Here is a 20,697-nt window from a genome sequence, read left to right as displayed (position 1 = left end):
TGTACGAAAATGAGCGAGTTTAGTGTCTTGGAAATGGATCAAGGAAATAACGGACATGGGAAAATCGAAATCGCCCCTGAAGTCATTGAAGTTATTGCAGGAATTGCAGCTTCCGAGGTAGAAGGCGTAGCAGGGATGCGGGGGAATTTTGCCGCAGGCGTTGTGGAACGCTTAGGGAAAAAAAACCACGGTAAAGGTGTAAAAGTCGAACTTACTGAATCCGGAATAAAAGTTGATGTATATTGTGTAATGAAGTTCGGCATTTCGATCCCTGCTGTTGCTGGCGAAATACAGGATAATATTCGTCAAGCGCTGTTAAATATGACAGCTTTAGATGCAGAAGAAGTAAACATTCATGTTGTCGGAATACAGTTTGAGGCCCAAAAGAACGAGCCTGAGATTGAATCGGAGCTTTAATTCGGTTAAAACCAAAGGATTATTCCTTTGGTTTTTCTATTTTTATTTATAAAACAGCCAGAGTGTGATATTCTTCTTTAGTTATGCTATTATCTTTTTATGTACAAGCCGTAATGGCTTAAATAAGTATGAAAATTGGACAAAATTTATTAATATCTCTAAAGGAGTTAACGGTATAATGAAAAGAAGAACAGCAAGGGAAAAGGCATTACAAGCTCTTTTTCAAATCGATGTAAGTAACACCGAACCAACACTCGCGATTGAACATGTTTTGGAAGAGGAGGCTGGAGACGAGTATCTATCGAAACTTGTAATAGGGGTAATTGAACAGAAGTCTGAAATTGATGAATTAATCATGCAGCATCTTGAAAAATGGACGCTAGACCGATTGGCAACGGTTGATCGGAATTTATTAAGAATAGCTGTTTATGAATTGAAAAATTTCCGTAATGAAGTTCCGGAAAACGTAATTTTAGATGAGGCAATCGAGATTGCAAAAATATACGGAGATGACCAATCAAGCAAGTTTATTAATGGCGTTCTTTCGAAAGTGAAACATAGACTTCTTACTGAATAGTTGATTGGGCTCTTTGGGAAAAAGGGAGAAGTGAAAAATGACTGCACAAATTATTAATGGAAAAGAAATAGCTGCAAAAAAAAGATTAGAAATTGCCGAAGAGGTTGAAAAGCTTAAAAGCCAGGGTGTTACCCCGGGACTCGCTGTTATTCTCGTTGGAAACAACCATGCCTCTCGGACATACGTAACAAGTAAGGAAAAAGCATGTAAAGAACTTGGCATGTACTCGTTATTAATTGAAATGCCGGAAGAGGTTTCCGAAGAGGAACTGCTCGCAAAAATTGAAGAGTTAAACGGGAACCCTGAAATTCACGGGATTCTGGTACAACTTCCGCTTCCAAAACATATCGATGAAACAAAGGTCATTGAATCAATCTCCCCTTTAAAAGATGTTGATGGTTTCCATCCAATTAATATCGGCAGGATGATGACAGGGCAAAATGCCTTTTTGCCATGCACCCCATATGGTATCATGGTGCTGCTTGAAGAAACGGGGATTTCCATTGCTGGAAAACATGTTGTCGTAGTGGGAAGAAGTAATATTGTCGGCAAGCCTGTTGGACAATTATTCTTAAATCGGCATGCAACTGTAACCTATTGTCACTCAAAAACGAAAGATTTAAAGTTACACACAAAACAAGCAGATATCCTTGTTGCTGCTGTTGGGATTCCAAACTTTATCACGGCAGAGCATATTAAAGAGGGTGCTGTCATTATCGATGTCGGAATTAACCGCAATGAATTGGGAAAACTTTGCGGGGATGTTGCTTTTGATGAGGTGTCAGAAATCGCAGGTTACATCACTCCAGTTCCAAAAGGGGTCGGGCCAATGACTATTACCATGCTTATGTATAATACGCTAAAATCCGCTGCTGAAAGTTTAGAGCGCAATTAATACAGAATCATGTCCTTATCTTTTATTACGAAGTTCCTTTCTTAGTCGACTTTTCAGACATAAAAAGGTAACTCCATATATAATAGATAAGGACAGTTTTCGCTAATTGCTTGAAAAGAGGTACAGGTGATGCAGGAACAAAGATATTTATCAGTATATGCCTTAACCAAATACATAAAAAGAAAATTTGATGCAGACCCGCATTTACATGATATTCATGTTAGGGGAGAGATTTCAAATTTCAAACAGCATTCGAGCGGACATATGTACTTTACCTTAAAGGATGAAAAAGCCCGAATTCTTGCCGTAATGTTTGCCCGCCAGTCCCGCTTTATGAAATTTTCTCCGGAAAGTGGAATGAAGGTAATTGTAAAGGGTGAAATCTCAGTATACGAACCAAGCGGTCAATATCAAATCTACATAAAAGAAATGCAGCCGGATGGCATTGGGGAATTGTTTTTAGCTTACGAGCAACTAAAACAAAGGCTTGAAAGGGAAGGGTTATTCGCACCTGAAAGGAAAAAGGCTATCCCTTTGTATCCAAAAACAGTTGGTGTTATTACTTCTCCGACAGGTGCTGCCATCCGTGATGTCATCACAACGATTAAAAGGCGGTATCCGATCGCTAATATACTTGTCTTTCCTGCTCTAGTCCAAGGTGAAAATGCAGCCCCGTCTATTGTGAAAGCAATTGAAAAAGCAAATAACATGAAGGAAATTGATGTTTTAATTGTTGGCCGCGGGGGCGGATCGATTGAGGAGTTATGGGCATTTAATGAAGAACTAACGGCTCGGGCTATCTTTGCTTCAAATATTCCGATTATTTCGGCTGTCGGCCATGAAACGGATTTTACAATTGCCGATTTTGTTGCAGATTTACGTGCTCCTACACCAACTGGTGCAGCAGAACTTGCCGTCCCTCATTTGGATGAGTTAATGGATCGGATTTTGCAGCGGCAAGCCCGCCTGCAGCAAGCGATGAACGGGAAACTCCAATTTGAGAAAGGACGCTTAAATCGTGTTCAAAAATCGTATGCCTTTCGTTATCCCCATCGATTGTATGATCAAAAGCTTGAGCAGCTTGATAAAGTAACAGAAAAGCTTGTCCGTGCTTCTTCTCGTTTGTCTGCAGTGAAGAAAGGGCAGCATGAAATCCTCTATAAACGACTTCTGCGGAATCACCCTATCGAAGCGTTGCAAGAGGCAAAAAACAAATTTGAACGTACACAAAAAGAAATGAACCGATCAATGATGCAAATACTCTCAATAAAACAAACAGAATTTGACCGAATCCTTGCTACATTAGGGGCATTAAGTCCATTAAAAATAATGGAGCGCGGCTATAGTTTGGCCTATTCAGAAAGTAATCGTCTTGTAAAAAGTGTGAATCAAGTAAACGTAAATGATCAAATTCAAATCCAATTAACAGACGGAAGTCTATTCTGCAGTGTAGAGAAAATAAAGGAGCGTGAAAATAATGACCAATGAAAAAACACTAACCTTTGAAGAGGCTATGACGAAACTGGAACAAATCGTAGATAAACTTGAAGAAGGGGATGTTCCTTTAGAAGAAGCGATTCTTTTCTATAAAGATGGAATGGAACTCTCAAAATTATGTCATGATAAATTGAAAAGTGTGGAGGAGCAACTTACGCAAATCATTACTGAGGATGGACGGACGAAGAGTTTTACTATAAACGAGGAGGAATAAGACGTGGAAACCGGGTTACTAGACGCATTTGCCGAAGAATATAAACAACTGCTTGATTCGGAGCTGCGTGCATTAGTTGAAAAACTGGATGCGCCTTCTGTTATCAAGGAATCGATGATTTATTCCCTAGAAGCAGGCGGAAAAAGAATTCGCCCCCTATTACTATTTGCAACCTTAGACGCGTTTGGAATCAATCCGGAAAAGGGACTGCCCGCTGCAGCAGCGATTGAAATGATCCATACATACTCCTTAATCCATGATGATTTGCCTAGCATGGATAATGACGATTTAAGGAGAGGAAAACCGACCAATCATAAAGTATTTGGTGAGGCTGTTGCTGTTTTAGCAGGAGATGCTTTACTAACCTATAGCTTTGAAGTCGTTGGTAAGCTTCCAAATGATTTTGCTTCGGAAAGCACAAAGTTAAAGCTAGTGGTTGAAATGGCTAAAGCGGCTGGGGCAGAAGGAATGGTCGGCGGACAAGTTGCTGACATGGAGGGAGAAGGGAAGCAACTCTCGTTAGAAGAGCTAGAGTATATACATATTCATAAAACGGGAAAGCTGCTGAAGTATAGCGTAGCAGCGGGTGCTATTTTGGCGGAGGCAAGTCAGAGCCAATTAAATCTTTTGTCTTCCTTTGCCCATCATTTAGGTATTGCATTTCAAATACAAGATGATATTCTGGACTTGGTTGGGAATCAGCAAGTAATTGGGAAGCCCGTTGGAAGTGATACTGCCAACCATAAATGCACCTATCCTCAATTATTATCTTTGGAAGGCGCAAAAGCCGCTTTAAATAACCAAATAAATCTGGCAAAGGAATATCTTGATAAAACGGGATTACATACAAACTTATTAAAAGAAATAACGGATTTAGTCGCTTCAAGAGATCATTAATGTTGGCCGTTTGAGGCAATGAAATTAGTGTGTTATAATCGTTTTTAATGTGAACGTAGTTACTGCCGTTATCACCTATCGTGCTAGCGGCTATTTTTTCAATTGAAGCTTAAGTGAGAAATCGTATGAAAGTGAGTGGTCCAAAAATGGATTTATTATCAATAAAGGACCCATCCTTTTTAAAAGGGATGTCGAATAAAGAGTTGGAAGCATTGGGGCAGGAAATTCGCCAATTCTTAGTTGAAAAACTGTCTGTTACAGGTGGCCATATTGGACCGAATCTTGGTGTCGTTGAATTAACCATAGCTTTACATAAATGTTTTGACAGTCCAAAGGATAAAATTATTTGGGATGTTGGCCATCAATCCTATGTCCATAAAATCTTAACTGGAAGAGCATGTGAATTTGATACTTTACGCCAATATAAAGGTCTTTGCGGATTTCCAAAGAGGAATGAAAGTGAGCACGATGTTTGGGAAACAGGTCACAGCTCGACGTCACTCTCAGCCGCAATGGGGATGGCCATTGCCAGGGATTTAAAAAAGGAAAGATCCTTTGTCGTGCCCGTGATCGGTGACGGTGCATTAACAGGAGGAATGGCATTAGAAGCATTAAATCATATTGGTCATGAAAAAAAAGATATGATTGTTATATTAAATGATAATGAAATGTCAATTGCTCCTAATGTAGGGGCTCTTCATAATATTCTTGGCCAATTGCGTACTGCCGGGAAATATCAATGGGTAAAAGACGAGCTTGAGGTGCTATTAAAGAAAGTGCCGGCCGTCGGCGGTAAATTAGCCGCAACAGCAGAACGGATCAAAGATAGCCTCAAGTACTTAGTGGTATCGGGCATGTTTTTTGAAGAGTTAGGATTTACCTATTTAGGTCCGATTGATGGCCATAACTTTGATAATTTATTTGAGAGCTTAAATAATGCTAAAAAGACGGAAGGACCTGTTCTTCTCCATGTCATCACCAAGAAGGGTAAGGGCTATCAGCCGGCAGAAAGTGATAAAATAGGAACTTGGCATGGAACGGGTCCGTATAAGATGAATACAGGTGATTTTGTTAAACCAGCTAAGAAACAGCCGCCTGCATGGAGCAGTTTAGTAAGTGAAACCGTTCGAAAGCTTGCACGCTCAGATGAACGAATTGTCGCGATTACACCTGCGATGCCGGTGGGGTCTAAGCTTGAAGGCTTTGCTTCAGAGTTCCCTGAGCGAATGTATGATGTCGGGATTGCTGAACAGCATGCTGCGACGGTTGCGGCAGGATTGGCAACGCAAAATATGAAACCTTTTTTAGCGATTTATTCAACTTTTTTACAACGAGCCTATGACCAGGTTGTCCATGACATTTGCAGGCAAAATTTAAATGTTTTTATTGGAATCGATCGGGCAGGTTTAGTAGGTGCTGATGGTGAAACACACCAAGGTGTGTTCGATATTGCCTTCTTAAGACATATACCAAATATTGTCCTAATGATGCCGAAAGATGAAAATGAAGGTCAGCATATGGTATATACCGCGCTGAATTATGATGATGGACCAATCGCGATGAGATTCCCGCGCGGCAATGGGGTTGGAGTACCAATGGATGAGGAGTACCATAACATTCCGATTGGTACATGGGAGGTTTTAAAAGAAGGCGATGATGCGGCAATATTAACTTTTGGAACCACTATTCCAATGGCCATGGAGGCAGCAGAGGTTTTAGAAAAACAAGGAGTTTCTGTTAAGGTTGTAAATGCCAGATTTATTAAGCCTCTGGATGAACAATTACTGACCAGCCTATTAGAAAAAAACATCCCGCTCCTCACTATCGAGGAAGCTGTCTTGCAGGGCGGTTTTGGCAGTGCTGTTCTAGAGTATGCACAGACTCAAGGATTTTATCAGGCCCAAATAGATAGAATTGGAATTCCGGATCAATTTATTGAACATGGGGATGTGGGCTCCTTGCTTGAAGAAATAGGTTTAACAAAGGAAGAAGTAGTTAAGAGAATTTCGAATCTGGCTCGGAAGAAAAAGCAAAGGGCATTATGATGAAAAATAAAGAACGATTAGATGTAGTACTCGTGGAACGAGGCTTAATTGAGACGCGGGAAAAGGCAAAAAGAGCCATTATGGCAGGGCTTGTTTATACAAACGAAGAACGATTAGATAAACCCGGTGAAAAGGTAAAGGTCGATATTCCGTTGAATATTAAAGGGAATATGCTGCCATATGTCAGCCGAGGTGGATTAAAGCTTGAAAAGGCACTAAAGGTTTTTGATGTAAATGTAGCAGGGAAGATATTATTAGATATTGGAGCTTCAACTGGAGGGTTCACGGATTGTGCACTGCAGAATGGGGCGAAAATGTCTTATGCCCTTGATGTTGGATACAATCAGCTTGCTTGGAAGCTAAGGCAGGATGAACGCGTTGTCGTGATGGAAAGAACGAATTTCCGCTATGTAACGCCTGCCGATTTAAGCGGAGAAATGCCTAACTTTGCATCGATTGATGTTTCATTCATTTCACTAACATTGATATTGCCAGTGTTAAAAACACTTCTTGTTTCTGGAAGTGATATTGTTGCCCTTATAAAGCCGCAATTTGAGGCTGGACGTGATCAGGTTGGGAAAAAAGGAATTGTTCGGGATGAAAAAGTACATTTACAAGTAATAGAAAAAATTATTCATTTTTCTATCGAACAAGGTTTCTCAGTAACAAACTTGTCATATTCACCAATAACCGGCGGTGATGGAAATATTGAATTTTTACTACACCTTAAATGGGATGGTGATTGTGAGACGGGAAGAAACAACCTGCCTGTCAGCCCGCTGGAGGTAGTGAAAAATTCGCACTTAGAATTTAAAACCAAACAAACTCCAGAAGGATAAGCTGATGCTTATCCTTCTGTTTGTCCAGCATCAAACGCCTTCCGCTTTTCTTTGTATTAAAATGTATTTTTATGCTACGATATGAGAAGAAGCGACATTTTAGTACAAATTACTCAGATTGCTTTCATTAACTATGGGGTGAAATAATGAATAAAGGGCAACGCCATATTAAAATTAGAGAGATTATTGCCGGCAACGATATTGAAACACAGGACGAGCTAGTGGATGAACTGAAAAGTGCAGGCTATAATGTAACGCAGGCAACGGTTTCACGGGATATAAAAGAATTGCATCTTGTTAAGGTTCCCTTAATAGATGGTCGTTATAAATACAGTCTTCCTGCAGACCAAAGATTTAATCCATTACAGAAACTAAAACGTTCACTGATTGATGCCTTTGTGAGAATAGACTCGGCCGGACACTTACTTGTGATGAAATGCCTGCCCGGAAATGCCATGGCGATTGGTGCACTAATCGATAATCTTGATTGGGAAGAAATATTAGGAACGATTTGTGGTGACGATACGATGTTAATTATTTGCCGAACACCGGAAGATACAGAAGTCATCACGAACCGATTTCTAGATATGCTTTAATTTGGGGGAGAGTTTCTTGTTAGCAGAACTATCAATAAAAAATTTCGCCATTATCGAAGCCTTATCCATCTCGTTTGAAAAAGGATTAACTGTTTTAACCGGAGAAACCGGTGCCGGAAAGTCCATTATTATTGATGCGATTCATTTACTTGTTGGCGGAAGGGGATCGGCAGAATTTGTCCGTCACGGTGAAGAAAAGGCAGAAATAGAAGGGTTATTCCAGTTAGATGCCCCTGACCATCCAATTATGTTGAAAGCACTGGAATTCGGAATCGATATTGAAGAAGGTATGGTGGTTTTACGGCGCGATATTTCTCGTACAGGAAAAAGCGTCTGCCGTATTAACGGAAAATTAGTAACGATTTCAACACTACGGGAAATTGGCGGCACGCTTGTAGATATCCACGGTCAGCATGAGCATCAGGAACTGATGGATGAAACAAGACATTTACCATTGCTCGATCAATTTGGCTTTGAGGAAATACAGCCGGCGCTACGTGAATATTTGCAGGTTTATCGCAGATACGAACATACTTTACATAAGTTAAAGCAATTGAGTGAAAATGATCAGCAGACAGCCCATCGACTTGATTTAATTCAATTTCAATTAGATGAAATTCAAAAGGCCAACTTAAAGCCTAATGAAGATGATGAGCTTGCCGAGGAAAAAAGGAAACTGGGGAATTTTGAACGGGTATTTGAATCCATCCAATCAGGTTATACTGCCTTACATGGTGAACAGAAGGGGCTTGATTGGATTGGAATGGTCATGGGCTCCCTAGAGGATGCTGCCTCACTTGACCCGGCATATAAAGATATATTTGAATCCGTATCGAACAGTTTCTATCAATTGGAAGATGCAGCCCGGACATTACGAAATGAATTGGATGTATTAGAATATGATCCTGGGCGGTTAAATGAAATTGAAGACCGCTTAAATGAAATTAATCAGCTCAAACGAAAATATGGCAAAACAATTGATGAAATTGTTGAATATGCAGCAAAAATTGAAGAAGAGATCGAAACACTGCAAAATAAAGAAACGCATATTGGAGAACTGGAAAAAGAATTAGTTTCAATAAAAAAAGACTTAGTTCTGGAAGCAAAACAATTAACGGAACTGCGGCATAAATGGGCCCAAAAGCTGACAAAATTAATCCATAAAGAACTAAAGGAATTGTATATGGCGAAAACGGTTTTTGAGATCCGCTTTGAATCAACCCTGCAGCATTTTTCAAAAAATGGTGTTGACCACGTAGGATTTTATATCTCAACAAATCCTGGAGAACCATTAAAGCCGTTATCAAAAGTTGCATCCGGCGGGGAATTATCGCGAATTATGTTGGCTCTTAAAAGCATTTTTTCAAAGCATCAAGGAGTTACTTCCATTATTTTTGACGAGGTAGATACTGGCGTGAGTGGAAGAGTTGCCCAATCCATTGCGGAAAAAATCTATAAAGTGGCTTCCGGTTCACAAGTATTGTGTATCTCCCATTTACCACAGGTGGCAGCTATGGCGGATACGCATTTGTTTATTTCAAAGGTTATTAAAAGCGGAAGAACAAAAACGTCTGTCACTCCTTTAGATGTTGAAGAAAAAATAAAAGAAATCGGTCGAATGATTTCTGGTGCCGAAATCACTGATTTAACGAAAAAACATGCAGAGGAATTACTGCAATTAGCAGTAAAAACGAAGGTAAATTGAAAAGCTTCCCAATTTGGGCAGCTTTTTTATGTTTATACCAGTTATAAATGATTGTCAAGGAGGCAAAATTATAGATGTAGCCATTTTATTGTAGTGAAAAGAAGCGAGGAGAGTGAAAAATTTGAAGTTAGAAATAATTAGAAAAATCATTGGTGGAATTCTCCTTGTTTCATTAATTAGTCTTATTTTCTTTCAGCCTCTACAGCAATACCTTGCAATACCAAAGACAATAACGGTTTTTGAAGGACAAGATTATACTTTCCAAAAGGCTGCTCCGGTATCAGCCGCCCTAAAAGTTAATTCTCACAAATCGAATATCACCCTTGACCAGGAAGCTCATTCGGTATCCGTAAAAGCAACTGAAAAAGGCAAAAATGAAATGCTTTTGGAATATGCAGGTATCCCCATTAAAAAGGTCGATGTTCATGTCTTAAACGATTTCAGAGTACTCCCCGGTGGTCAATCAATTGGTGTAAAATTAAATACTGTAGGCGTATTGGTTGTTGGTCACCATCAAATCAACACGGAAAATGGGAAAAAGTCTCCCGGTGAAATTGCAGGAATAAAAATCGGAGATATCATTACAGAAATTAATGGCAGCAAAGTTGAAAAGATGACTGACGTTGCTCCATTTGTGCAAACAGCAGGACTAGATGGTAAAGCACTTGATATGGTAATTAGTCGTGAAAGCGGCAAATTTACTACAAAACTCACCCCGTTAAAAGATAAAGGGGAAAACACGTACAAGCTTGGTCTATATATCAGAGATTCTGCTGCCGGTATCGGAACAATGACCTTTGTTCATCCACAATCTAAAAAATATGGTGCCCTGGGACATGTCATATCAGATATGGATACAAAGCAGCCAATTGTGGTTGAAGACGGTCAAATTGTCCGTTCGACGGTTACCTCAATAGAAAAAGGAAGTAATGGAGATCCTGGCGAAAAGCTCGCCCGTTTTTCGACTGATCGTGAAGTGGTTGGAAATATTCAAAAAAATAGCCCATTTGGAATCTTTGGAGAATTGAATAAAGATTTAAAAAATGGAGTCTTAGACAAACCGCTCCCAATTGCGTTATCACATCAAGTAAAAGAGGGACCGGCAAAAATTTTAACAGTAGTAAATAATGACAAAGTAGAAGAATTTACGATTGAAATTGTCAGCACAATTCCGCAAAAGTTTCCAGCAACAAAAGGGATGGTTATTAAGGTAACTGATCCCAAGCTCCTCGAAAAAACAGGAGGAATTGTTCAAGGTATGAGCGGCAGTCCGATTATACAAGATGGGAAGCTGATTGGTGCCGTAACACATGTCTTTGTCAATGATCCCACTTCAGGATATGGGGTGCACATCGAGTGGATGCTAAATGAAGCTGGAATTAATATATACGAAACACCAAAAAATAAAGCCAGTTAAATTTGAAGATCAGGGCACAATTAAAAGCAAAATAGGATAAATCACCTATTTTGCTTCTCTTTTTTTGATATTTTTCGACAGAATACAGTAAAATTTTGGATATATTGCAAATTTAGTCGAAAATGGAAGGAAAATAAAGAAAAGATAAGATTTTATCAATAATTTAAGAAATATTAAAAAAATGAGAGGATTTTTTGTTGCATTGTCGAATTTCTTATTTAGAATAGAATTAAGACATGAGAAAAGATTAAGGATAAAAATGAAATAGAGATCTGATTTGAATGAGGAGGAACCGGAATTGAAGAAGATAAAGGTTTGTGTTGTGGATGATAATAGAGAGCTAGTTGGATTATTAGAGGACTATATTTCGTCCCAAGATGATATGGAAGTTGTTGGTATTGCTCATAATGGTCAAGAGTGCTTGGATATGTTAGCTTCAACTGACCCAGATGTACTTGTATTAGATATTATTATGCCGCATCTTGACGGATTGGCAGTTCTCGAGCGATTACGCGAATTAAAAAAGGGCTCACTGCCAAATGTCATTATGCTTACGGCTTTTGGGCAAGAAGATGTAACAAAAAAGGCCGTTGAACTTGGTGCTTCTTATTTTATCCTAAAACCATTTGATATGGAGAACCTTGGCAGCCATATTAGACAAGTGAGCGGGAATACCAATTCATTTACTCGTAAGGCTCCGACAACAAGTTACCGTTCCCAATCAGAACAAAAACCCAAAAATTTAGATGCCAGCATTACAAGCATCATTCATGAAATTGGGGTTCCGGCACATATTAAAGGCTATTTATATTTACGTGAAGCTATTTCAATGGTCTATAACGATATAGAGCTTTTAGGTTCGATCACAAAAGTATTATATCCAGATATCGCTAAAAAATATAACACGACCGCAAGCCGTGTTGAGCGTGCCATTCGTCATGCTATTGAAGTGGCATGGAGCCGCGGCAATATTGACTCCATTTCCTCCTTATTTGGCTATACAGTAAGTATGTCAAAGGCGAAGCCAACAAATTCCGAGTTTATTGCCATGGTCGCTGATAAATTACGCCTTGAGCATAAGGCTTCTTGAAAAGAACAATAAAAAAAAGAGCCTTCATTTTTATTGAAGGCTCTTTCTGTTTATTTACGTTAAACTATTCTTTTTTCTTCTCCAATTCCATCATCTTTTGAATGAGAATATGTTGTGGCATATGCATAAGCTGTTCTATCGGTACATTTAATTTCTCTGCTAATTTAAGGGCTGTCTCAGGTGATAGTTGTAAGGGTTTCATATGTAATTCCTCCATTTTTAAAGTTGGGAAGTGAAAGGATGACACAGATTTTTGCACACCGAGGGTACTCGGCTTTATTTGCTGAAAATACAATGAGTGCTTTTTTAGAAGCAGAAAAAGCAGGTGCAGATGGATTAGAGCTTGATGTTCAATTGACTAAAGATGGTGAAATCGTCGTAATCCATGATGAAAAAGTTGATCGTACCTCAAGCGGAACTGGGTTTGTTAAAGATTTTTCATTTAAAGAAATTCGAAAACTAAACGCAAATAAAAAGGGTGTTAAAAAGGAGCCGATTCCATCTTTAATTGAAGTGTTTGAATGGATGAAATCAAATAAAATTATGTGTAATATTGAATTAAAAAACGGTCTGATTCCTTATGAAGGCATGGAAGAAAAGGTTATTGAGCTTATCCGCAAATACGGTTTATCTGACAGGATTATTATTTCCTCTTTTAATCACTATAGTATCGTATATTGTTATAGGATTGCACCTGAAATTGAAACGGCCCCCCTTTTTATTGAAGGGATTTATATGCCGTGGATTTACGCTCAGTCCATAAGGGCAAAGGGGATTCATCCTAAACATTCGGCCATGTCAGATAATATTTTTATCAATACGATGGAAAATGGGATTGCTGTCCGCCCATATACTGTTAATAAGGACACGGATATGCACCGGCTATTTAACATTAATTGCACGGCTATTATTACTGACGATCCCATTAAGGCGAAGCGAATAAGGAAACAATATGAAAAGAGACCATAATGGCCTCTTTTTATTTTGGCTGTGTTAAATATGAATGTTGATTTTCGTTCCAGGCGCTTCGCTTTCCGCGGGGCGGGTGGTGAGCCTCCTCGGCGCTAAAGCGCCTGTGGGGTCTCACCTGTCCCGCTGCTCCCGCAGGAGTCTCGCGCCTTCCACTCCAATCAACAATGATGCTTTAACACAGCCTTTATTTTTTAAATCTCTGTTGGACTTTATTTCTTTTCCGATCGCGCCGAAAAATAAAACCTGCTACAAACCCAAGTCCACCGATAAAAAGGATTAAACCAACCAGAAATTGCAGCAAAAGATTTGGGAATGGGGCTTGGAGAATCCCAAAAGTCATATCTCGCATTAATTTAATTCCAAAAGCTGCTAACGCGCCTGGAATCACTAATATGATAAGGGCAATAATACGTATCATAAATAAATCCTTCCACATTGCATTTTTTCAAAGTATCTCTATTTAATTATATCTAATGAAAATATTATTACATAGTTGAAAATTGTCAAGGAGTGTTTTTAGAGATAAAATAACAATGAAGAATATTGCATGTTTTTTTCTGGATTAGAGTGAAAAAAATTTCTTTTCGTGCAAAGGGGTAGAAAAGATGCAAAATATTATGATTGTTGGCGCTGGGAAGGGCGGGACGGCAATCTTAAAGATCTTAAAAGAATCAGAAGTCTTAAAGGTCATAGTAGTCATTGATCGGAATGTGGATGCACCAGGTATTTTATTAGCTAAACAAGAGGGGATTAAAACCGGAACAAGCTGGCAGTCCTTTCTAACTGATCACATCGATATTATAATTGAGGTAACAGGGAATGACACTGTTTTTCAAGAATTGCGAGAGGCTAAAAATAAAAAAACAGTTTTGATTCCTGGGAGTGTTGCTTTCCTAGTTGCCAAATTAATGGAGGAAAAAGAAGAACTTGTTGCTAAGCACCAGCATGAATCCTATCAGCAGGAGTTAATTTTTAATGCGGCCAATGATGGGATGGTGGTGATTGATCGTAATGGAAAGGTGATTTTGTTTAACAAACGCGCAGAAGAAATAATGGGGGTAACAAGGGCCCAGGCCATTGGGAAACCGGTCCTAAAAGTCATTCCAACCAGCAGGCTCCCAATCATTCTTGAAACAAGAAGAACAGAGTCAAATCAAGAAATGGTATTAAGTAATGAGCGAAAAATTATTACAACCCGAATTCCAATTATTGAAGAAAATGGGACATTGATTGGTGCATTTGCGGTCTTTAAGGATATAACGGAGGTTGTGAATCTTGCGGAGGAAATCACTGATTTAAAGGAAATCCAAACGATGCTGCAAGCAATCATCCATTCTAGTGATGATGCCATTTCCGTTGTCGATGAGAATGGACGGGGAATCCTTATTAATCCTGCCTATACCCGAATTACGGGTCTTACGCAAGAGCAGGTAATCGGGAAGCCCGCAACAGCAGATATTTCTGAAGGAGAAGGGGAAAGTATGCATATGAAAGTCCTTCAAACGAGACGTGCTGTTCGCGGTGTACCGATGAAATTGGGTCCAAATAAAAAGGAAGTCATTGTGAATGTCGCACCAATCATCGTCAAAGGGAAATTAAAGGGCAGTGTTGGTGTTATTCATGACATGTCAGAAATGAAATCGCTTAGCAGGGAATTAAGCCGCGCGAGGCAGATTATCCGCACACTAGAAGCTAAATACACCTTTGAGGATATTATCGCGCAATCTGATGAAATGATGCTTGCGATTGAGCAGGCAAGATTAGGAGCAAAGACACCTGCAACTGTCCTTCTCCGTGGAGAATCCGGAACAGGTAAAGAGTTATTTGCCCATGCGATACATAATGCCAGTGATCGAAAATATAACAAATTTGTCCGCGTCAATTGTGCAGCTCTATCCGAATCTCTATTAGAAAGTGAATTATTTGGTTATGAGGAGGGAGCCTTTTCAGGTGCCATCCGTGGAGGCAAGCGAGGTCTTTTTGAAGAAGCAAATAACGGCAGTATTTTTCTTGATGAAATTGGTGAGCTTTCCGCAAATACCCAGGCAAAGCTGCTTAGGGTGCTGCAGGAAAATGAAATCATCCGAGTAGGCGGTACAAAGCCCGTCACAATCAATGTCAGGGTGATTGCTGCCACCAATGTAAATTTAGAAAAAGGTATTGCCAAAGGATCCTTTAGGGAAGACTTATACTATCGTTTAAATCGTATGCCCATTCAAATTCCGCCGCTTCGAAACCGAATAGAAGAAATTCCAGTTTTATGTGAGAGACTGATTCAAAAAATAAACCGTGATTATGGAAGAAATGTTGAAGGTGTGACAAAGAAGGCTTTACATCAATTAATGGGGTATGATTGGCCTGGGAACGTTCGAGAATTAGAAAATATACTGGGCAGGGCCATTATCTTTATGAATTATTATGAAACACTTATTGATGCTCATCATTTGCCAGTTTTAAAAAATAAGAAGAGCGGTAATGAGAATTTTATAACAAAATCAAGTGAATCCCTTGGATTAGACCAATCCTTATCCGAAATGTTGGAAGATTACGAAGCTAAAATCATACAGCAAACACTATTGCGATTAAATGGTAATAAAACATTGACTGCAAAAACCTTAGGTCTGTCTGTGAGAAATTTATATTATAAACTCGAAAAATATAATCTTGAAAAAAACAGCATGCAATAAATTTCACAGTATGAAAATTCTTGCATTGCTCGCGTTGCAGGAAATAAAGCGTTTACATACGAATGGTTTGGCACAGTTCTTGCATAATATTAGTTCGGAGCTGCAGTAATTTGGAGAAAGGGTTGATGACAACTTGTTGCTGGATTCACTGATTGATAAAGCAACCCAGAAAGGTATTCATACAGTTGCGGTTGCCGCGGCAGAAGATGTTGAAGTCATTGAAGCTGTACTTGACGCAGCAGGACGAAATCTTGCTCAATTTATCTTGTTCGGAAATAAAGAAAAGATTACTTCACTTATCGAAATGAAAAAACACGAACCGTTTCGCCATAATAATATAAAAATTGTTGAATCAGGTTCCATTGCTACGGCCGCTGAATTAGCCGTTAGGGCTGTGTCTAATAAAGAGGCAGACGTATTAATGAAAGGCAACGTCCAAACGAACATACTTTTAAAAGCTGTCTTAAATAAGGAATATGGTCTTAGAACAGGAAATGTTTTATCGCATGCTGCTTTTTTTGAAATTCCCGGTTACAATCGTTTTATCATTGTAACGGACGCTGCTATGAATATTGCTCCTGATTTAATGCAAAAAGCACAAATCATTCATAATACTGTTTCATTAGCCAAGTCCGTTGGAATCGACAATCCAAAAGTGGCACCTATTGCTGCAGTAGAGGTAGTAAATCCTGCTATGCAGGCAACCGTGGATGCTGCTGCCCTAACAATGATGAATAAGAGAGGGCAAATTCCCGGCTGTATCGTCGATGGACCACTTGGTTTAGATAATGCTGTTTCAGCACTAGCAGCGGAACACAAAGGGATATCAAGTGAAGTGGCGGGAAAAGCCGATATTTTATTGGTTCCTGCCATTGAGGTAGGCAATGCATTATATAAATCATTAATTTATTTTGCAAAGGCAAAGGTAGGTGCCGTTATTGCCGGGGCAAAAGCACCAATTGTGTTAACATCTAGAGCTGATTCTGCTGAAAGCAAGCTATATTCTCTTGCGTTAGCGTTATGCTGTGTTAAAAAATAGATACTTACATTCGAGGAGGAATAAACAATGGAAATCTTCAAGTATTTAGAGAAATATGATTATGAGCAAGTGGTATTCTGCCAAGATAAACAATCAGGTTTAAAAGCGATTATCGCTATTCATGATACAACACTCGGACCTGCACTTGGCGGCACCCGCATGTGGACATATGCATCAGAAGAAGCAGCCATTGAAGATGCTCTTAGACTTGCCAAAGGGATGACATATAAAAATGCAGCAGCAGGGTTAAATCTTGGCGGCGGTAAAACCGTAATCATTGGCGACCCGCGTAAAGATAAAAATGAGGAAATGTTTCGTGCATTTGGCCGTTACATCCAAGGTTTGAATGGACGATACATTACAGCTGAGGACGTCGGTACAACTGTTGCTGATATGGATCTCATACACGAAGAAACAGATTATGTTACAGGGATCTCTCCTGCATTCGGCTCATCAGGCAATCCTTCTCCAGTAACAGCCTTCGGTGTATATCGTGGGATGAAGGCTGCTGCGAAAGAGGCTTTTGGATCTGACTCCCTAGAAGGAAAAGTGGTTGCGATTCAAGGTGTTGGAAATGTAGCCTATACACTTTGCCAATACCTGCATGAAGAAGGTGCACAGCTGATTGTAACGGACATTAATAAAGAAGCTGTAAATCGTGCAGTAGAAGCGTTCGGTGCGCGTGCAGTCGACCCGGATGAGATTTATAGTGTCGAATGTGATATCTATGCACCGTGTGCCCTAGGTGCAACCATTAATGATGATACAATCCCTCAATTAAAAGCAAAAGTAATTGCGGGCTCTGCTAACAACCAATTAAAAGATACAAGACACGGCGATATTATTCATGAAATGGGGATTGTGTATGCTCCGGATTATGTCATAAATGCCGGCGGTGTTATTAATGTTGCGGATGAGCTTTATGGCTACAACCAAGAACGGGCAATGAAAAAAGTGGAGCAACTCTATGCCACGATTGAAAAAGTAATTGAAATTTCAAAACGTGATGGCATTCCAACTTATGTTGCAGCTGATCGCATGGCTGAAGAGAGAATTGAGAGAATCCGTAATTCCAGAAGTCAATTCTTGCAAAATGGCCACCACATCTTGAGTCATAGAATCTCAAGATAGGCAGATTTTCACAAAAAACCATGACGGCGAAGCGCTGAATTTTTGTTCAGCGCGTTTGCCTTTCAATAGATGTTTTTGTTAAATGGAGGTTACGAAATTGCCAGATAAAGAATATCGGATTCTCATCATCAATCCAGGCTCAACATCTACCAAGATTGGAGTCTTTGATAATGAAATTTCCATATTTGAAAAAACCATCCGCCACGAGGCAGAAATAATTAATTCCTACTCCACAATTATTGAGCAATATGAATTTAGAAAAACAACCATTTTGGAAACACTGGATCATGAGGGAATTAATATATCCAAATTATCTGCTGTTTGCGGCCGAGGGGGATTATTGCGCCCGATTGAAGGCGGAACATATGCGGTTAATGACTTGATGCTGGAGGATTTACGGAATGGTTTTTCCGGGCAGCATGCATCAAATCTCGGCGGTATACTTGCCTATGAAATTGCGGAAGGCCTTAATATCCCATCCTTTATTGTCGATCCGGTCGTTGTCGATGAACTTGACCCGATTGCAAGAATCTCCGGGTTTGCTTTAATTGAAAGGAAGAGTATCTTTCATGCGCTAAACCAAAAAGCCGTTGCACGAAGAGTAGCAAAGGATTTAGGGAGAAAATATAACGAATTAAATCTGATTGTGACCCATATGGGCGGCGGCATTACCGTTGGGGTCCATAAACAGGGTAAGGTTGTTGATGTTAACAACGGCCTGCATGGTGAAGGTCCATTAAGTCCTGAACGTGCGGGAACGGTGCCTGCAGGTGATTTGATCGCGCTTTGTTATTCAGGTGAATATTATCGGGAAGAATTAATGAAGAAATTGGTAGGCCAAGGCGGGCTTATCGGCTACCTTGGTACTAGTGATGCAGTGAATGTGGAAAAAAGAATTGAAGCTGGTGATCAAGAGGCAAAGCTTGTGTATGAGGCAATGGCCTATCAGGTTGCCAAGGAAATTGGTGCGGCTAGTACTGTCCTTTCAGGCAAAGTGGATGCTATTATATTAACAGGCGGTCTGGCTTACGGTAAAGGCTTTGTGAAATCAATCAGCGACCGAATCAATTGGATTGCTGATATTATTGTTCAGCCGGGTGAAGATGAGTTGCAAGCATTGGCTGAAGGAGCACTTCGTGTCTTGCGTGGTGAAGAAGCAGTAAAAGTGTATCAGGAGAAATGTAAGACAGCAAAAATTTAAGGGAAATGGGGAGGAAACAAAAGTGGCACAAGAATACGATTTGGTCATACTTGGCGGTGGAACGGGAGGCTATGTAGCTGCCATTCGTGCCTCGCAGCTGGGATTAAAAACAGCGATTGTGGAGAAAGGAAAACTTGGCGGCACATGCCTTCATAAAGGCTGCATTCCAAGTAAGGCACTGCTTCGAAGTGCAGAGGTTTATGCTACAGCTAAACATAGCGAGGACTTTGGAGTGATTACAAGTGAAGTCTCGTTAGATTTTGGTAAAGTACAGCAGCGGAAAAATAAAATTATTGACCAATTACATAAAGGTGTTCAGCATTTAATGAAACAAGGCAAGATTGATGTTTTTGAGGGATTAGGACGAATTCTTGGGCCATCTATTTTCTCCCCTATGCCCGGAACGATTTCGGTTGAAATGAACAATGGCGAAGAGAACGAAATGCTTATTCCCAAAAATGTCGTGATTGCCACCGGTTCAAGACCAAGAACACTGCCAGGCCTTGAAATTGACGGGGATTTTGTGATTTCTTCTGACGAAGCCTTACAACTAGAAACACTTCCGGATTCAATTCTTATAGTCGGCGGGGGCGTCATTGGAATTGAATGGGCCTCCATGCTGTCTGACTTTGGAGTGGAGGTTACAGTAATAGAGTATGCCGACAGGATCATTCCGACGGAAGATAAAGAAATCTCAAAAGAAATGCAGCGTTTAATGAAGAAAAAAGGAATCAAACTTGTAACAGGTGCCAAGGTATTGCCGGAAACGCTTGTAAAGGACAATGGGGTTGCCATTTCCGCAGAAGTAAAGAGTGGAGTGAAAGAATTTAAAGCCGAAAAACTTCTTGTTTCGGTCGGCCGCCAGGCTAATACGGAAGGGATTGGACTAGAAAACACCGAAATTCAGGTTGAAAAAGGTTTCATCGTGACAAATGAATTTTTCCAAACGAAGGAATCCCATATGTATGCGATTGGCGATGTAATTGGCGGATTGCAGTTGGCTCACGTAGCCTCACATGAAGGAATCGTTGCTGTTGAACATATAGCGGGGAAAGATCCCTCACCATTTGATTATAATCTAGTATCTAGATGTATCTATAGTAATCCCGAAGTGTCAAGTGTAGGGATTACAGAAGATCAGGCAAAAGAGAATGGTCATAAAGTAAAAGTGGGTAAGTTCTCTTTCAGGGCTATCGGGAAAGCACTGGTTTTTGGAGAATCGGATGGATTTGTGAAAATTGTTGCGGATGAGGAGACCAATGATATTCTAGGGGTGCATATGATTGGCCCGCATGTAACCGATATGATAACAGAAGCCGGCCTTGCGATGGTACTGGATGCCACACCGTGGGAAATTGCTCATACTATCCATCCACATCCAACTTTATCAGAAGCAATTGGTGAAGCGGCACTGGCAGTCGAGGGAAAGGCAATTCATTCATAAAGAGTTTTTTGAAGCGAACATTCGGGAGGTTAGA

Annotated in this window: 20 protein-coding genes; 18 read left to right on the top strand and 2 right to left on the bottom strand. The window is 39.9% G+C overall.

Annotated elements, in window-relative coordinates; all coding sequences use genetic code 11:
• The first annotated feature begins 9 nt into the window (after positions 1–9).
• The 12 genes from FAY30_RS16660 to spo0A all read left to right on the top strand — a co-directional run bounded on the left by FAY30_RS16660 (position 10) and on the right by spo0A (position 12,189).
• The gene (locus tag FAY30_RS16660) at positions 10–417 is read left to right on the top strand and encodes an Asp23/Gls24 family envelope stress response protein (protein WP_149870922.1); all 408 of its coding nucleotides are present in this window, start codon (positions 10–12) and stop codon (positions 415–417) included.
• A 178-nt stretch (positions 418–595) separates the two neighbouring features.
• The gene (nusB, locus tag FAY30_RS16655; protein WP_149870921.1) at positions 596–994 is read left to right on the top strand and encodes a transcription antitermination factor NusB; all 399 of its coding nucleotides are present in this window, start codon (positions 596–598) and stop codon (positions 992–994) included.
• Between the two features lie 37 nt (positions 995–1,031).
• The gene (folD, locus tag FAY30_RS16650; RefSeq protein ID WP_149870920.1) at positions 1,032–1,889 is read left to right on the top strand and encodes a bifunctional methylenetetrahydrofolate dehydrogenase/methenyltetrahydrofolate cyclohydrolase FolD; all 858 of its coding nucleotides are present in this window, start codon (positions 1,032–1,034) and stop codon (positions 1,887–1,889) included.
• Between the two features lie 129 nt (positions 1,890–2,018).
• The gene (gene xseA, locus FAY30_RS16645; protein WP_149870919.1) at positions 2,019–3,377 is read left to right on the top strand and encodes an exodeoxyribonuclease VII large subunit; all 1,359 of its coding nucleotides are present in this window, start codon (positions 2,019–2,021) and stop codon (positions 3,375–3,377) included.
• Positions 3,367–3,600 carry an exodeoxyribonuclease VII small subunit gene (locus FAY30_RS16640; protein WP_149870918.1) on the top strand — a complete coding sequence of 78 codons (234 nt, stop codon included), beginning with the start codon at positions 3,367–3,369 and terminating at the stop codon, positions 3,598–3,600. The genes xseA and FAY30_RS16640 overlap by 11 nt, the downstream gene beginning before the upstream one ends.
• A 3-nt stretch (positions 3,601–3,603) precedes the next feature.
• Entirely contained in the window at positions 3,604–4,497 is an 894-nt protein-coding gene (locus FAY30_RS16635; protein WP_149870917.1) for a polyprenyl synthetase family protein, read from the top strand.
• Positions 4,498–4,643: 146 nt separating this feature from the next.
• The gene (gene dxs / locus FAY30_RS16630) at positions 4,644–6,542 is read left to right on the top strand and encodes a 1-deoxy-D-xylulose-5-phosphate synthase (protein WP_149872754.1); all 1,899 of its coding nucleotides are present in this window, start codon (positions 4,644–4,646) and stop codon (positions 6,540–6,542) included.
• Entirely contained in the window at positions 6,539–7,381 is an 843-nt protein-coding gene (locus FAY30_RS16625; protein ID WP_149870916.1) for a TlyA family RNA methyltransferase, read from the top strand. The genes dxs and FAY30_RS16625 overlap by 4 nt, the downstream gene beginning before the upstream one ends.
• A gap of 146 nt (positions 7,382–7,527) precedes the next feature.
• Positions 7,528–7,977 (top strand): transcriptional regulator AhrC/ArgR, encoded by a 450-nt coding sequence (gene ahrC, locus FAY30_RS16620; RefSeq protein WP_149870915.1) that lies wholly within the window; start codon positions 7,528–7,530, stop codon positions 7,975–7,977.
• Positions 7,978–7,993: 16 nt separating this feature from the next.
• A complete protein-coding gene (gene recN / locus FAY30_RS16615) occupies positions 7,994–9,682 on the top strand; it encodes a DNA repair protein RecN (protein WP_149870914.1) in 1,689 nt (562 codons plus the stop codon).
• Positions 9,683–9,803: 121 nt separating this feature from the next.
• Positions 9,804–11,099, top strand: coding sequence for a SpoIVB peptidase (gene spoIVB / locus FAY30_RS16610; protein ID WP_149870913.1), 1,296 nt, complete (start codon positions 9,804–9,806; stop codon positions 11,097–11,099).
• 298 nt (positions 11,100–11,397) lie between these two features.
• Positions 11,398–12,189: a sporulation transcription factor Spo0A gene (gene spo0A, locus FAY30_RS16605; RefSeq protein ID WP_149870912.1), complete on the top strand. Its 792-nt coding sequence runs from the start codon at positions 11,398–11,400 to the stop codon at positions 12,187–12,189.
• Between the two features lie 64 nt (positions 12,190–12,253).
• On the opposite strand, the gene FAY30_RS16600 is transcribed toward spo0A, so the two are convergent.
• Positions 12,254–12,391, bottom strand: a complete 138-nt coding sequence (locus FAY30_RS16600) for a YycC family protein (RefSeq protein ID WP_149870911.1) — start codon at positions 12,389–12,391, stop codon at positions 12,254–12,256.
• Between the two features lie 38 nt (positions 12,392–12,429).
• Between FAY30_RS16600 and FAY30_RS16595 the strand changes: the two genes are divergently transcribed.
• Positions 12,430–13,158 (top strand): glycerophosphodiester phosphodiesterase, encoded by a 729-nt coding sequence (locus FAY30_RS16595; RefSeq protein WP_149870910.1) that lies wholly within the window; start codon positions 12,430–12,432, stop codon positions 13,156–13,158.
• A 187-nt stretch (positions 13,159–13,345) separates the two neighbouring features.
• Here the strand turns inward: FAY30_RS16595 and FAY30_RS16585 are convergent, their stop codons facing one another.
• A complete protein-coding gene (locus FAY30_RS16585) occupies positions 13,346–13,579 on the bottom strand; it encodes a DUF2627 domain-containing protein (RefSeq protein ID WP_149872753.1) in 234 nt (77 codons plus the stop codon).
• Between the two features lie 187 nt (positions 13,580–13,766).
• Here FAY30_RS16585 and FAY30_RS16580 point away from each other — a divergent pair, with 187 nt between their 5' ends.
• The 5 genes from FAY30_RS16580 to lpdA all read left to right on the top strand — a co-directional run bounded on the left by FAY30_RS16580 (position 13,767) and on the right by lpdA (position 20,663).
• Positions 13,767–15,848, top strand: coding sequence for a sigma-54 interaction domain-containing protein (locus FAY30_RS16580; RefSeq protein WP_149870909.1), 2,082 nt, complete (start codon positions 13,767–13,769; stop codon positions 15,846–15,848).
• A gap of 133 nt (positions 15,849–15,981) precedes the next feature.
• Entirely contained in the window at positions 15,982–16,887 is a 906-nt protein-coding gene (gene yqiS, locus FAY30_RS16575; protein WP_149870908.1) for a phosphate butyryltransferase, read from the top strand.
• Positions 16,888–16,914: 27 nt separating this feature from the next.
• Positions 16,915–18,018: a branched-chain amino acid dehydrogenase gene (gene bcd / locus FAY30_RS16570; RefSeq protein ID WP_149870907.1), complete on the top strand. Its 1,104-nt coding sequence runs from the start codon at positions 16,915–16,917 to the stop codon at positions 18,016–18,018.
• Between the two features lie 82 nt (positions 18,019–18,100).
• Positions 18,101–19,219, top strand: a complete 1,119-nt coding sequence (gene buk / locus FAY30_RS16565) for a butyrate kinase (RefSeq protein WP_411675457.1) — start codon at positions 18,101–18,103, stop codon at positions 19,217–19,219.
• A gap of 22 nt (positions 19,220–19,241) precedes the next feature.
• Positions 19,242–20,663, top strand: coding sequence for a dihydrolipoyl dehydrogenase (gene lpdA, locus FAY30_RS16560; protein ID WP_149870905.1), 1,422 nt, complete (start codon positions 19,242–19,244; stop codon positions 20,661–20,663).
• The last annotated feature ends 34 nt before the right edge of the window (positions 20,664–20,697 follow it).

Origin of the sequence: Bacillus sp. S3 (genome assembly GCF_005154805.1) — a bacterium.
Classification (GTDB): domain Bacteria; phylum Bacillota; class Bacilli; order Bacillales; family Cytobacillaceae; genus Neobacillus.
Note: the sequence above shows the minus strand (reverse complement) of the source record. Positions and strands in the feature narration are given on the sequence as shown.